The 13,766-nt window shown below is 37.0% G+C and carries 16 protein-coding genes; 11 read left to right on the top strand and 5 right to left on the bottom strand.

The features are described from left to right. Position 1: 1 nt before the first annotated feature. From MLC52_RS03530 to plsY, 5 genes are all read right to left on the bottom strand, one after another. Positions 2-253, bottom strand: a complete 252-nt coding sequence (locus tag MLC52_RS03530; protein WP_151900803.1) for a YfhL family 4Fe-4S dicluster ferredoxin — start codon at positions 251-253, stop codon at positions 2-4. Positions 254-332: 79 nt separating this feature from the next. After that, positions 333-1,634 (bottom strand): sensor histidine kinase, encoded by a 1,302-nt coding sequence (locus MLC52_RS03535; RefSeq protein WP_434581338.1) that lies wholly within the window; start codon positions 1,632-1,634, stop codon positions 333-335. A 52-nt stretch (positions 1,635-1,686) separates the two neighbouring features. Continuing rightward, positions 1,687-2,358: a homeostatic response regulator transcription factor HsrA gene (hsrA, locus tag MLC52_RS03540; protein WP_151900802.1), complete on the bottom strand. Its 672-nt coding sequence runs from the start codon at positions 2,356-2,358 to the stop codon at positions 1,687-1,689. 100 nt (positions 2,359-2,458) lie between these two features. Beyond that, positions 2,459-2,791 (bottom strand): dihydroneopterin aldolase, encoded by a 333-nt coding sequence (locus MLC52_RS03545; protein WP_434581339.1) that lies wholly within the window; start codon positions 2,789-2,791, stop codon positions 2,459-2,461. Between the two features lies 1 nt (position 2,792). Further along, positions 2,793-3,407, bottom strand: coding sequence for a glycerol-3-phosphate 1-O-acyltransferase PlsY (plsY, locus tag MLC52_RS03550; protein WP_151900800.1), 615 nt, complete (start codon positions 3,405-3,407; stop codon positions 2,793-2,795). 104 nt (positions 3,408-3,511) lie between these two features. Between plsY and nadA the strand changes: the two genes are divergently transcribed. From nadA to infB, 11 genes are read left to right on the top strand one after another with little or no spacing between them, the layout of a single operon-like run. Beyond that, entirely contained in the window at positions 3,512-4,510 is a 999-nt protein-coding gene (gene nadA / locus MLC52_RS03555) for a quinolinate synthase NadA (RefSeq protein WP_434581340.1), read from the top strand. Continuing rightward, a complete protein-coding gene (gene nadC / locus MLC52_RS03560) occupies positions 4,507-5,322 on the top strand; it encodes a carboxylating nicotinate-nucleotide diphosphorylase (protein ID WP_151901534.1) in 816 nt (271 codons plus the stop codon). The genes nadA and nadC overlap by 4 nt, the downstream gene beginning before the upstream one ends. Positions 5,323-5,334: 12 nt before the next feature. After that, positions 5,335-5,463: a hypothetical protein gene (locus tag MLC52_RS03565; protein ID WP_269138895.1), complete on the top strand. Its 129-nt coding sequence runs from the start codon at positions 5,335-5,337 to the stop codon at positions 5,461-5,463. Positions 5,464-5,472: 9 nt separating this feature from the next. Further along, entirely contained in the window at positions 5,473-6,525 is a 1,053-nt protein-coding gene (flhB, locus tag MLC52_RS03570; RefSeq protein ID WP_346389548.1) for a flagellar biosynthesis protein FlhB, read from the top strand. Between the two features lie 29 nt (positions 6,526-6,554). After that, positions 6,555-7,223 (top strand): DHH family phosphoesterase, encoded by a 669-nt coding sequence (locus tag MLC52_RS03575; RefSeq protein WP_418641164.1) that lies wholly within the window; start codon positions 6,555-6,557, stop codon positions 7,221-7,223. 1 nt (position 7,224) lies between these two features. Then, positions 7,225-8,592 carry a M23 family metallopeptidase gene (locus MLC52_RS03580; protein ID WP_151900796.1) on the top strand — a complete coding sequence of 456 codons (1,368 nt, stop codon included), beginning with the start codon at positions 7,225-7,227 and terminating at the stop codon, positions 8,590-8,592. 10 nt (positions 8,593-8,602) lie between these two features. After that, the gene (gene lpxC, locus MLC52_RS03585; protein WP_151900795.1) at positions 8,603-9,487 is read left to right on the top strand and encodes a UDP-3-O-acyl-N-acetylglucosamine deacetylase; all 885 of its coding nucleotides are present in this window, start codon (positions 8,603-8,605) and stop codon (positions 9,485-9,487) included. Continuing rightward, on the top strand, positions 9,480-9,938 hold the full coding sequence (locus MLC52_RS03590; RefSeq protein WP_434581341.1) for a hypothetical protein: 459 nt from the start codon (positions 9,480-9,482) through the stop codon (positions 9,936-9,938). Before lpxC ends, MLC52_RS03590 begins: the two co-directional genes overlap by 8 nt. Before the next feature lie 8 nt (positions 9,939-9,946). Continuing rightward, positions 9,947-10,828, top strand: a complete 882-nt coding sequence (thrB, locus tag MLC52_RS03595; protein WP_226068627.1) for a homoserine kinase — start codon at positions 9,947-9,949, stop codon at positions 10,826-10,828. A gap of 30 nt (positions 10,829-10,858) precedes the next feature. Then, on the top strand, positions 10,859-11,122 hold the full coding sequence (locus MLC52_RS03600) for a DUF448 domain-containing protein (RefSeq protein WP_151900792.1): 264 nt from the start codon (positions 10,859-10,861) through the stop codon (positions 11,120-11,122). Then, complete coding sequence (gene infB, locus MLC52_RS03605) at positions 11,106-13,766, top strand: translation initiation factor IF-2 (protein WP_434581342.1); 2,661 nt, start codon at positions 11,106-11,108, stop codon at positions 13,764-13,766. Before MLC52_RS03600 ends, infB begins: the two co-directional genes overlap by 17 nt.

The raw sequence follows: 13,766 nt of genomic DNA on the forward strand, positions 1-13,766 counted from the left end.
ACTACTCTTCTATTTCTAAATTTTTATATTTAAACTGCAGTTCTGCTACAGTTTCAACATTATCTTTATCCGGCACTATGCAGTCAACAGGACAAACAGATATACAGGCAGGTTCATCATATATGCCGACACACTCAGTACATCTGTCGGGATCAATGTAATAAATCGGATCACCTTCTTCTATTGCCAGTGTAGGACATTCTTCTCTACATGCATCACATGCTATACATTCATCATTTATTATTAAAGCCATATTCAAAAACCTTATATTTTATATTTATTTTTTAATCTGACGATTTATAGCAAATTAAAGCTTTATTATTTTTGAAAGATTACCTCTTCTTTGGAATTATACAGGATAATTTAGAATTAAGCTGCAAAGATGCTACTGTTCCGTCAATTCCGTCTTTTCTGTTTCTTATGCTTATTTTCGCACCTAAGGCATCTGCGGCGCTTTTTGCCAGGAAAAGACCAAGACCGACGCCGGATTTGTTTCCTTGACGCTTAAATGGTGCAAATAAATCTATACTGTCATCAATTCCACATCCCTCATCTACAACCTCTATCAGTAATCCGACATCATCCTGTGAACTTCTGAGTATGATAGATTTGTCCTTGGGCGTAAATTTAATGGCATTTTGCAAAAAGTTTTGCAGAATCTGGTTTAAAAGACTTATCTGCAGTGTTGCCATAAATCCGTCGGGTTTAAAATCCATATGCAGCTGTTTGCCTTCGTTTTCGGCAAGCAGTTTGAAGTCATTTGCTTTTTGTTTTAAAAAGGCTATGACATCCACCTCTACAGGTCTGTCAAGCTGCGCTCCTTCCTGACGGCCTATATTTAAGATATTAGAGATAATTATGTTCATTTCGTCTACAGTTTTGTTTGTAGTTCTGATGGCTTCTATGTACTCCTCTGCAGAGCGTTTCTTGATCAGTGTAACCTGGTTTTTTAATTTTATAACCGCCAAGGGAGTTTTCAGTTCATGTGCGGTCCCTATAAAAAGCTCTTTTTGATATTTGACAAAGTTTTCAATTCTTAAAATCAGATGGTTGAGTGTTGCTCCCAAAGGTTCAAACTCTTTAGGAAGTTTTTTCATATCTATCTCTGTGATGAGGTGCTCATTCATATTTGCCAGTTTGTTTGAAAATGTCTGAATAGGAGCAATAAGCATTTTGGACAAGGCAATAGCATAGATAATAACAAGCAGGATACTTGCTATATTGATAACAAAGATATATCTTTGAATTTTTTTCAGAAGATGCTTTGTCTGTGTAATATCTTTTGTAATTTTCAGATAGCTTTTATCATCAAGGTTAAAGGGATAGATGAGCGTTAAAAAAGTATGATTATTCTGAGAAGTTTCATAAATATCCATACCGGTATGAGAATTTTTCAAATTAATGATGCCGACATTTAAAGAGAAAAAGTTTTCTCCCATTGATTCATCTGTCTGAAAAACTGATTTGTATGCAGAAATATTTTTGGCATATTGTACCAATTCCTCTTTTTTTTCATCATATATTGATTTTTCTATATAAAAATACAAGAGAGATGAAAAGATGATAATGAGTGTCAGTGATGAGAATATCAGTTTGATTAAAAAGTTTGTCCGAATACTTCGTGAAGAGAACATGATATAACCCCATAAATATTTTTATGAAATTATATCATTATTTAAAATTTTATTAGATTTCTTTTGGAAAGCAGAAGCGGTAGCCTCGACGACGTACAGTTTCTATAGTAGTGATTGATAATGGTTTGTCCATTTTTTGTCGAATCTGATTGATTGCTACTTCAATGACATTTGGCGTAACAAGTTCAGGCTCTTCCCAGATAGCGTCAAGAAGCTGTTCTTTGGAAACAATCTGATCACGATGACGTGCAAGGTGAGTCAGTACTTCAAAAGGTTTTCCTTTGAGCTCTATTTCAGTCTCTTTATAGGTAATTTTTTCTTCTTCAGGATTAATTGTCAAGTCTTCAATCTCTATGATATTGCTTCCGCCAAAACGCAAACGCGCTTCAATACGAGCGATTAATACGTCAAAATCAAAAGGTTTTCTGATGTAGTCATCAGCACCGGCGCGCAGTGCCTCGATCTCACTTTCATTGTCATCTCTGGCTGAAATAACAACAACAACTGTCTTAGGAGTTTTTGTTTTGATATCACCTATGATATCCACTGAATTTCCGTCTGGAAGCATCCAGTCCATCAGAACCAAATCATAGTTACGGATGTCTAAATAGTATTCACCGTCTTTTAATGTCTCTACTACATCACTTTGGTAACCAAATTCTTTGAGTCCTTCTGCTAACATTTTGTTTAATGTTACTTCGTCTTCTATAATTAATATACGCATTAATTCTTTCCTGTGCTTAAATATTTGGTGGAATAATAGCATAAATTTAGGTTACTTTAAAGTTTTTTTCAATTTTTTTTAAAAAAAAATGAAGTTAGGATTAAGATTGGAAGTTTGTAATATTGCTTACACTGACCTTGCAGTCGGGTAAAATGGAGGGTTTTGTTATTTTTAGATATAGAGTATTTATTTTTGAAAAGTTATTTTTAAGCTCTCTGCTCAAATCATGAAGTGCATCTTCAATAAGTAAAAATTTTTTGTTTTGCATATCTGTTTTTATAAATTCTGCCACCTCCGCATAGTTTATAAAAACATTGTCCTCAAAATCATATTCTATTGCAACATCAATAATGACTTCCTGCTCATTTTGTCTCTCATGTTCCAAAATACCGATGATACATGTAAAGCGTAACTCTTCTATATGAATTTTCAAGTTATATGACTCTTTTTTCTTCACCCTTGATGACACGAATGATATTGGGGATATGTTTATAAAACAGAATAAATACAATAAATACAACCGGTGCATGCGGCATATTCGGATGAAGAACAAAACTTGTAACAAGCAAAGATAAAACACCCGTGAGGGAAGAGACGGATGAGATACGGACTGTTTTAGCCATAACAAGCCACACAACAAGAGCAATTGTTGTCTCCAGCGGCAAAAGAAACATCATAACGCCCATTCCTGTTGCGATACCTTTGCCTCCTTCAAATCCAAGATAGGGGGAAAAACAATGACCAAGAACTGCCAAAACAGCAATAGCCCATAAAACGGATTCGTCAAGCCCCATAAAGTAAGCAACAGCTAAAACGCTGACACCTTTGAGTGCATCCAATGCAAGGGTTGCAATACCGAGTTTTTTTGCCAGGTCCGGATTTTTTTCCTTGACAACGCGTAAAACATTTGTAGCACCAATACTGCCGCTTCCTGCCGACTTGACATCAACACCTGCAAATTTCTTTGCAAGCAAAAGACCAAAGGGAATACCTCCAATGAGATATGCAGCAATATAAAACTGTACATTGATATTAAATAAAAAATCCATAAATTACCTTAAAATATTTGAGTGACAGCATTCTACAGTTTTTATGCTAAATATATTTTGATATAATTGCATAATAATAAAATTATGAAATACAGGATGATTTTTTGCAGTTAACAAATGATGAATTAAAAAAACGAATTTCCGAGCTCAAAGAAAAACTGAGTGTCACAGTTGTTGCGCACTTTTATCAGCGTGATGAAGTGTTTGAACTTGCTGATATTACAGGCGATTCATTGGAATTGGCTATGAGAACAATGGCAGATGATGCAGAATTTGTACTCTTTTGCGGTGTCGGATTTATGGGACAGAGTGTGAAAGTTCTTTCACCGGACAAGCGTGTCGTTATGCCAAAAATTGCCTGTTGTGCAATGGCTCGTATGATTGACTCGCTTTATTATGATGATTCTGTGAAATTTTTAGAAGATAACGGCATTTCCAGAGAAAACATATTGCCAATCACCTACATAAACTCCAATGCTGAGGTAAAAGCAAAAGTAGGAGAGATGGGCGGAATGGTTTGTACAAGTTCAAATGCCAAAAAAATCATTACAACAGCATTGGCGGAGGGGAAGAAAATTCTTTTTGTTCCTGATCGATGTCTTGGACAAAATATTGCCAACCAGATGGGACTTAAATCTATGGTGATTGGACAAGCTGGTGATCCGAAAGAGGCAGACATTATCTGCTATGACGGTTTTTGCTCGGTGCATCAGCTTTTTACACTGGATGATATAGCTTTTTACCGTAAAAAGTTTCCGGGTATAAAAATTGCAACACATCCTGAATGTGATCCTGCTGTTTGTGATGCCAGTGATTTTGTAGGTTCAACCTCACAGCTTATCAAATATATTACAGAGTTGCCCGAAGATCAAAAAGTGGCAGTCGGTACAGAGTTTAATATGGTAAACCGACTGCGACCAAAAAATACCTATGTGTTAAGCTCTACAAAACCGGAATGTCCGACAATGAATGAAACAACGCTTGAAGATGTTTACCTGACACTCAAAGCGATAGATGAGGGTGCGCCGATAAATGAGATAGAAGTTGATCCAAAAACGCAAAAATGGGCAAAAATCGCATTAGAGCGAATGTTGGCATTATGATAGAAGAGTTTGTAAAAGAAGCCTTGGCTGAAGATGTGGGGCGTGGTGATTTATATGCACTCGTAGAGCCTGCGGTACCTGCAAGTGCTAAAATCATAGCAAAAAGTGATGGGGTTGTCGCGGGACAGAAGTATATAGACGTTTTGGCAAAGCTTGAAAACTTTTCTATTCAATGGTTAAAATCTGACAGGCAGTCATTTCACAGTGGAGAAACGATTGCGGTCTTGGAAGCAGATTCGCATACACTGCTTCGCTGTGAAAGAACAGTTTTGGATATGCTTTTACACGCAAGTTCTATTGCTACACTGACAAGAAGATATGTTGCAATAACAGAGCCGTATAAGGTAAAACTTTTGGACACAAGAAAAACAAGACCATTATTGCGAATATTTGAAAAGTATGCAACACGCTGTGGCGGTGCTGTAAATCACAGAATGGGACTTGATGACTCTCTGATGATAAAAGACACCCATCTCAAAACAATTCAAAATCTGCAAAGCTATATAGAAAATGCAAGAAAGGTTATTCCCTTTACTGCAAAAATTGAAGTAGAGGCCGATACTCTTTTTATAGCACAAGAGGCTATGCAGGCGCAGGCAGATATCGTTATGTGTGACAATATGACACCGGCTCAGGTTGAAGAGGTTGTGGCTTTTAGAAACGAAAACTATCCGCATATCCTTTTAGAAGCGAGTGGAAACATCTCTTTGGAGACCATTGAGTCTTATGCAAAAACAGGAGTAGATGCTATCAGTTCAGGTTCATTGGTGCATCAGGCCAACTGGATTGATTTGTCAATGAAAATGGATTAGAGGTCATAATCTATGGCTGATGATGCTGAAAAAACAGAAGAGATCATTATTCCCAACAAAAAAGGAATACATTTCTTTTTCTGCGTTAGCCACTGCGGCACTAAAGAAAAATCTATTTTAGATTTTTATGAGTTCTTCTAGGAGATATGTATGGCTGATGATGCTGAAAAAACAGAAGAACCCACCCCCAAGAAAATAGAAGATGCCCGAAAAGAGGGAAATGTTCCAAAGTCCCAGGACACTTCGGGAGTGATAACACTTTTTGTTGCCATACTTGGTATTTTAATGCTTTTTCCTTATATGGCAACACATATGATCCGTCTTTTTCAATACTATTTTTCCCTCATAGGCATGCCTGTAGACAAATTATTTGCAATAGATATTGCCATTGTTACTATAAGGGAGTTTTTGCTTATGGTCATTCCTCTGGCTGCTGCTGTGGCGATTGCCGGTGTAGTGGCTGCACTTGCGCAGTTTGGGTTTTTATTTACTACAAAGGCTATCATGCCGGATTTTAAAAAGATTGATCCCATCAAAGGAACAAAGAATCTTTTTTCTTTAAAAAAGCTTATTGAAGGTGTGAAAGTAACACTGAAATCTTTTACAACCCTGGGTGTCGGATTTCTGTTTTTCTTCTATTTTATTGAAGAGTTGCCCACAGTTGCACTCTTCGGACTGCATGATCAGCTTGTCTGGCTCAAAGATAAAATGATAATTATTGCTTTTGTGATGCTCTTTATTATCTTTATCTTTGCAATAATAGATATAATTATCGTAAGAAAACAGTATTTTGACGGGTTGAAAATGTCAAAACAGGAGATTAAGGATGAAATGAAAAATATGGAGGGTGATCCACTCATAAAATCAAAAATCCGACAGATTCAAATGGAAGCTTCTCGAAAAAGGATGATGGCAGAAGTTCCAAATGCCGATGTGGTGATAACGAATCCTACACATTACGCTGTTGCCATAAAATATGACGAGGCAAAGGCACGGGCTCCGATTGTCATTGCAAAAGGAATGGATCATATAGCACAGCAAATCAAAAAAATAGCCAGAGAGAATCATGTTCATATTGTACAAAACCCCTCTTTGGCCAGAAGTCTTTACAAAGAAGTTGATGTCGACAAGCCTATTCCCGAAGCATTGTTTCATGCTGTAGCCGAAGTTTTAGCCTATGTTTACAAGATGAATAAAAAATAGTATATAATTATATTTAAAAAAGTAGACATTTGAGAGCTTTTGATGATATAAAAAATGCAAAACATATAGTAATTCAAACAGACAACCTTTCATTTGCAAATGCAAATGCTCTGTATTCTTATGTATTGACTCTGCATAAAAAAGTCTCCCTGGCTGCTATTGAACAAATTGATGAGAAGTTTTCTTTTTTACCGTGGTTTACCCGCGTACGTGAAACTGTACCAAAGCAGGCAGACTGCATAATAGAAGCAAAACCTGATGCAACAGAACTCTATTTTGCATTAAAACAAGAAGGTGTTTCTATCAATCCAAAAATGGCAACAGCACTGTTTGGGGCTCTTTTGGAATTTACACAGGGATTTTCAAATGCAAAATGCACGGGTACAGCTTTTGCTGTGGCTGCTGAGCTTATAGAACTGAAAGCTGATCAGTTTACATGTAAAGAGTTTTTACAAAGAAGAGAACCCTTGTCATTGTTTCGTTTGAAATCTATACTGTATAAAAAGATGCTGCAGAGTGATAATGCGCAGGTTATGAATATGTATGTCTCAGATGAAGATTTAAAATCAAGCGGTGCAAGGTTGAAAGATGCAGAAGAAATAATGAAAGAAGTATTGAAAACAGTACATGTAAAAGAAGTCAGGCTTTATAAAAGTGACGAAAATAACAAAATATTAAAATCAATTAAGGAAATATAATTTGAGAAACAAAAAAAACAGATCTTCGGTTGGCGGATTTTTTATAACGGCCCTTCTTATAGGCGCAGGAGCATATGTCTATTTTTCTGCAATGTTTGAAAGAAATGCCCCTGTAATTACACTGCAGACAAATGGTTACTGGAATCTCAAGAAGCCATTGCCGTTACAGATAGAAGATGAGAGCGGTATCAAATCATATAAAGTTATTTTACGAACCAAAAATGGTGAGAGTGAGTTGTTATACAATCAACTGCTGTATCCCGAAAAAGCAGTTAGTTTGAAATTGGAACCGCCAAGAGGTGCTTCAGCAATCAAAGACAAAAATATTGAAATTATTGTACAGGCACAGGATGCGAGTAAATGGAATTTTTTAAATGGCAATACGGCGGTAAAATCTTTTAAACTGAGAATTGACAAAAAAAGACCGCAGGTAAACATTGTGAACAATTCGTATAAAATATCCCGGGGAGGTGCGGCCCTTGTGATTTTTAAAGCGGAAGATGAAAACTTAAAAGAGTTGTACATAAAATCAAATCACAATAAACATTTTAAGGTAGAACCTTTTTATAAAGAGGGATATTATATAGCTTTGCTTGCCTGGCCTGTGCAGGATGAAGGTTTCAAAGCAACAGTTGTAGCAAAAGATTCTGCGGGAAATGTAAGAAAAACCTATGTTCCGCTTTATTTGAAAAACAAAACATACAGGCTTTCAAAAATTACAATTTCCGATAAGTTTTTAAACGGAAAAATTGCCGAACTGGCTGAAGAATTTGATGAGACTCAGGGAGTAGAGGATCCTCTGGAAAGATTTAAAATTATTAATGAAAATATACGAGAAAAAAATGAGGCGTTGATACATAAACTCACGTCAGATGTTCCACAGGAAATGATCAGTGATTTTAAAATTAAAAAAATGTATCCTTTGAAAAACGGAAAGGTTGTGGCATACTTTGGAGATCATAGAAAATACTACTATAAAGGTCGGTTTATCAGCGAAGCCTACCATTTGGGTTTGGATATGGCCAGTCATGCAATGGCTCCTGTACGTACTCAAAACGGCGGGAATGTAGTATTTGCAGATTATAACGGACTGTATGGGAATTCACCTGTTATTGCACACGGATTGGGGCTTTATACTCTCTACGGACACTGCTCAAGTCTGGAGGTCTCCGCGGGTGATGAGGTAGCACCAAACAGTGTTATTGCAAAAACAGGAAAAACCGGTTATGCGATGGGAGATCATTTACATTTTGGTGTATTGGTGCAAGGTATAGAAGTCCGTCCTCAAGAGTGGATGGACAAAAAGTGGATAAAACTTAATATTAATGATATTATTAAGAGTGCTAAAAAAATCATTGATGGCAAATAAAGGATAACAGATGTATCAAACAACAATCAAAAAAAGTGTGGAGCTTGTCGGGATAGGCTTGCATAAAGGTTCTCCTGTGCGCTTACGATTAGAACCTCTGGAGTCAAACAGCGGTATTGTGTTCTATAGAAGTGATGTGGATGTTTCTATTCCCTTGGTTCCTGCGAATGTTGTTGATACGAAAATGGCGACAGTTATAGGCAAAGACAATTATGTTATTTCTACAATAGAACATCTTTTGTCCGCGGTATATGCATACGGCATTGACAATCTTCGTGTTGTTGTTGATGCGGATGAAGTACCCGTGATGGACGGGAGCAGTGCAAGTTTTTGTATGCTTTTGGATGAAGCGGGCATACAGGAACTCGATATTCCAAAAAAAGTAATGATGATTAAAAAAGAAGTAGAGATAAAAGAAGGGGAAAAATATGTAAAACTTTCTCCTTCTCCTGATTTGAACTATGACTTTACCATTAAATTTCCTCATCCTGTTATTCAGACACAGGCGTATGTATTGAAATTTACCAAAGAAAGTTATAAAAATGAGATTGCCCGTGCAAGAACATTCGGATTTTTACATGAAGTACAGTACTTGCGTTCAAAAGGACTTGCTTTGGGAGGCTCACTGGAAAATGCAGTGGTTTTGGATGATAAAAAAATACTTAACCCTGAAGGTTTACGATTCAGTGATGAGTTTGTACGGCATAAAATTTTAGATGCAATTGGAGATATGAGTCTGATTGGAATGAATTTCATAGGAAATTACGAAGCATTGGCAGGAAGTCATGATCTCAATCATAAATTGACACTGGCTCTGCTTAAAGATGCCGACAATTATGAAGTGGTAGAACTTGTCGGTGAAAAAACCAGAGAGTTAGAAAAAGCCTATGCCTAAGGTTGATATTTTATGTATAGCATTGGGTTCACCGATTCTTATTGGTATATATGCAAAGAATAGACTTATAGAAACGATACAGAGCCATGAAAAAAGTTCGGATGCCCTGCCTTTAATCTATAAAGAGATATTTGACAAATATAGTGTGAAAAAACTTTTGTATGCCAATGGACCGGGAAGTTTTATGTCCATCAAAGTAGCCTATATATTTCTAAAATCACTGAGTATATTAAAAAAAATACCGCTTTTTGCAACAGATGCTTTTTATTTTAATAAAAATCAGCCTATCAAAGCGATTGGAAAGCTATATTTTGTTAAAATTAACCAAGAGATAAAAACTCAAAAAATAGAAACAGCACCGCAGGCAGATTTTATATTGCCGGATGTGTTGGATTATAAAGAGTTTAGCACAAATACAGCGCCCCTTTATATGATAGGTGCAGTTGGATAGGATAATCAGTGACAATAAGTGTACCGGCAACATCTGCAAACCTCGGACCAGGTTTTGATACTCTGGGTTTGGCAGTAGATTTGAGAAACAGAGTTGAGTTTCATCCCTCGAAATTTTTCAGTGTGAGTATAAAAGGTGAGGGTGAAAACAACCCGAGACTCAAAGGAAACAATCTTTTTATCAGTATTTTTAATGATCATTATTCAAGATTGACAAAAAACAAACAAAATTTCAAATTTACATTTTACAATCAAATTCCAATGTCCCGTGGACTTGGAAGCTCTTCTGCTGTCATAGTGTCAGCGATTGCTTCTGCGCATGAAGCGGCGGGTATAAGGGTTTCAAAACGCCGTATATTAAATCACGCACTTGTGTATGAGTCGCACCCTGACAATATAACACCTGCTGTGATGGGTGGATTTAATGTTGCAACAGTTGAAAAAAACAAAGTGTTTTCTCAAAAAAAACATCTGCCGGATTATCTCAAAGCTGTAGTTGTCATTCCGAACAAGCAGATGAATACCTCAAAATCCAGGACCGTGCTTCCTAAATCCTATTCGAAAGAGAATGCGGTTTACAACCTTTCTCATGCAGCCTTGACTGTAGCTGCATTTTTTAATGAAGACTGGGAAATGCTGAAACTTGCAGCACAGGACAGATTTCATCAAAAAGCAAGAATGAAAACACTGCCGGAACTTTTTTCTGTACAAAAGGTAGCCTATGAAAGCGGAGCATTGATGAGTACCCTTTCAGGGAGCGGTTCTACATTTTTTTCACTTGTTTATGATGAAGATTCTGCGATGATTGCCAACAGAATGAAGCAGAAATTTCCTGACTTTAATGTAAAAGTTTTGAATTTTGATAATGATGGGCTTATAATAGAGCGATAACTCTATTAAATAAAGTAAGATTTAGATATAATGGCAAAAAAATTTCATCAACCAACGAGAATGTGCGTTTCTTGCAGAATAAGAGAACCGCAATGTAATCTATTGAGACTGCAATGTTTTAATGGTGAATTGACAGCATTTGACGGGACGAAAAGAAGTTTTTATTTATGTCAAAGTTGTCTAAAAGAAGAGAAAAAACTTCTTCGAGCTTTAATGCGTCAATGCAAAAGCCCAGATAAAGATAAACTTATGAATAAATTAAAGGAGATCATCACTGATGATAGAAAAAGTTAGAGTACACGAAATTGCAAAAGAGCTGGGAATAGCTTCTAAAGATGTTTTAGAAAAAGCAAAAAAAATGGGTCTTGAAGTGAAATCTGCACAGAGTGTAGTAACAATGGAACAAGCAGAAAGTTTAGCAAATTACATAATGAATGGTGATGATACTGCTGAAGCGCAAAAACCAAAAGTTGTAAAAAAGACATCTAAAAAAGTTAATGATGATACTCCTGAAGAAACAAAAAAAGATGAACAAGAGAGACCTGTAGCACAAGAAGAAGCTGCAACCGAACAACAAAGTACAGCCAAAACCCAGACCGAAGTCCAAAAAGAAGCTGAAGTTGAAAAAGAGACAAAAGCTGAAAGTGCAGAAGAAAAAGAGAAAAGTGTTGAAGAAAAAACACTCAAAAAAGAAGAAGCACCGAAAAAAGAGGTAAAGAAAACTACATTAAAGGTTGTGTCGCCATCACTCAGACCTGCTATTAAAAAATCAGGTTTAAAGATTGTTAAAAAGAAAAAACCAAAAGTTGAAGAAACATACAGTATGCCTCAAAAACAGGCATCAGTATCTTCTTATGGAAAAATGAGCGCAGAAGCACTTGAAGAACTGGCTCGTAAAAAGAAATCTACTACAAAACAGGCACCGACATCAAAAAAAGACCAAGGAAAAAAACTTGATATTTTTGGTGGTTCATTAGCTGAAGTATCCATGGATATGGATGATCAGGTAACATTGTTGGATTTAAATGCAACAGAACGCGCTCCAATAGCTCCGGAAGAACCTAGAAAACCAAGAGCGCCGAAACCGGCCGGTAGAAATGCAAACAAAAAACAGGCACCGCGCGGAAGAAAAGTTTCTCGTGACAAAAGAAAAAAATATGCAAAAGCATCTCATGAAGAGGAAATTGTCACACATGTGGAAATTCCTGAAGATATTCGCGTCTATGAGTTTGCCGAAAAACTAAAACGTCCGATGTCAGACATTATAAAAGTCCTTTTTGATCTGGGTATGATGATGACGAAAAACGACTTTTTGGGCGCAGATGAAATTGAAATACTTTCTGAAGAGTTTGGCGTTGAAGTGACTGTCATTGATCCTAAAGATGAATTTAATTATGTTCAGGAAACTGGAGAAGAGGATCCTAACGCTGTTGAAAGACCGCCTATTATAACAATTATGGGACATGTTGATCATGGTAAGACTTCATTGCTTGACTCTATACGAAAAGCAAAAGTAACGCAAGGTGAAGCCGGTGGAATTACACAGCATATAGGCGCCTATACGATTGAACAAAAAGGCAAAGCAATTACATTCATAGATACACCGGGACACGCTGCTTTTAGTTCTATGCGTCAACGTGGTACGGATATTACAGATATTGTTATTATTGTTGTTGCTGCTGATGACGGTGTGAAACCGCAAACACTTGAAGTCATAAAAATTGCCAAAGATTCAGGTGTACCGATTATTGTGGCTCTCAATAAAATGGATAAAGAGACGGCAAACCCTGATCTGGTAAAAGGTCAAATGGCCGAACACGGAATTTCTCCTGTTGACTGGGGCGGGGACGTAGAATTTGTTCCTGTATCTGCAAAAACAGGTATGGGCATTGATGATTTACTTGAAAACATTCTTCTGACTGCAGAGGTCTTAGAACTCAAAGCAAACCCTGAAGCACCGGCAAAAGCAGCAGTTGTTGAATCATCTCTGGAAAAAGGACGCGGTCCTGTTGCGACTGTCATTGTGCAAAACGGAACTTTAAAAGTCGGTAACAATGTAGTCTGTGGCAGTTCGTACGGTCGTGTGAAAGCTCTTATCAATGAGAACGGCAAACAGATTAAAGAGGTCGGACCATCACATACAGCAGTCGTTGTGGGTCTGAATGAAGTTCCTGCAGCCGGTGAAATTATGATGGCAATGAACAGCGATAAAGAAGCCAAAGAGTATGCACAGAAACGTTATGAATATGAGAGAAACAAAGAGCTTTCGAAATCAACGAAATCTACATTGGAAGATATGACTTCTATGATTGCAGAAGGCAAACTCAAATCTCTTAAAGTAGTTCTTAAAACGGATGTCCACGGTTCACTTGAAGCGATTAGAAGTTCATTGACAGAACTCAGAAATGACGAAGTGAAAATTGATGTTATTTCAAGCGGTGTCGGCGGTATTACAGAGAGTGATGTCGAACTGGTAAGCAACTCTGAGAACTGTGTGTTGTTAGGTTTTAATGTCCGTCCGACAGGTTCGGTAAAAGCACTTGCAAAACAGAGAAATGTAGATATCAGAACATACTCGATTATTTATCAGCTTCTTGATGATATGACTGGAATGCTTACAGGTATGATGGCACCGAAATTTACAGAAGAAAATACAGGTCAGGCAGAAGTAAAAGATGTCTTTAAATCACCAAAAGGGATGGTTGCAGGATGTCTTGTAGTTGACGGCAAACTGATTCGCGGCGGACTTGTGCGTGTTATTCGTGAAGGTGTTGTTGCATACGAGGGTGAGCTTGTATCACTCAAACGCTTTAAAGATGATGTTGAAGAAATCGGAAACGGCTATGAATGTGGTGTGATTATCTCTAACTATGATGATGTAAAAGTCGGTGATGTGATTGAAACATTCAAAAAAGTCGAACAAAAAGTATCCCTGTAA

Source organism: Sulfurimonas sp. NW15 (genome assembly GCF_051132285.1).
Classification (GTDB): Bacteria; Campylobacterota; Campylobacteria; order Campylobacterales; family Sulfurimonadaceae; genus Sulfurimonas; species Sulfurimonas hydrogeniphila.

What these genes read in the sequence shown, in the direction of transcription:
- lpxC (WP_151900795.1), top strand. Translation starts at nt 8,603, where the DNA reads ATGTATCAAACAACAATCAAAAAAAGTGTGGAGCTTGTCGGGATAGGC.
- MLC52_RS03600 (WP_151900792.1), top strand. Translation starts at nt 10,859, where the DNA reads ATGGCAAAAAAATTTCATCAACCAACGAGAATGTGCGTTTCTTGCAGA.
- MLC52_RS03565 (WP_269138895.1), top strand. Translation starts at nt 5,335, where the DNA reads ATGGCTGATGATGCTGAAAAAACAGAAGAGATCATTATTCCCAACAAA.
- MLC52_RS03590 (WP_434581341.1), top strand. Translation starts at nt 9,480, where the DNA reads ATGCCTAAGGTTGATATTTTATGTATAGCATTGGGTTCACCGATTCTT.
- flhB (WP_346389548.1), top strand. Translation starts at nt 5,473, where the DNA reads ATGGCTGATGATGCTGAAAAAACAGAAGAACCCACCCCCAAGAAAATA.
- plsY (WP_151900800.1), bottom strand. Translation starts at nt 3,407, where the DNA reads ATGGATTTTTTATTTAATATCAATGTACAGTTTTATATTGCTGCATAT.
- MLC52_RS03530 (WP_151900803.1), bottom strand. Translation starts at nt 253, where the DNA reads ATGGCTTTAATAATAAATGATGAATGTATAGCATGTGATGCATGTAGA.
- infB (WP_434581342.1), top strand. Translation starts at nt 11,106, where the DNA reads ATGATAGAAAAAGTTAGAGTACACGAAATTGCAAAAGAGCTGGGAATA.
- nadC (WP_151901534.1), top strand. Translation starts at nt 4,507, where the DNA reads ATGATAGAAGAGTTTGTAAAAGAAGCCTTGGCTGAAGATGTGGGGCGT.
- MLC52_RS03535 (WP_434581338.1), bottom strand. Translation starts at nt 1,634, where the DNA reads ATGTTCTCTTCACGAAGTATTCGGACAAACTTTTTAATCAAACTGATA.
- hsrA (WP_151900802.1), bottom strand. Translation starts at nt 2,358, where the DNA reads ATGCGTATATTAATTATAGAAGACGAAGTAACATTAAACAAAATGTTA.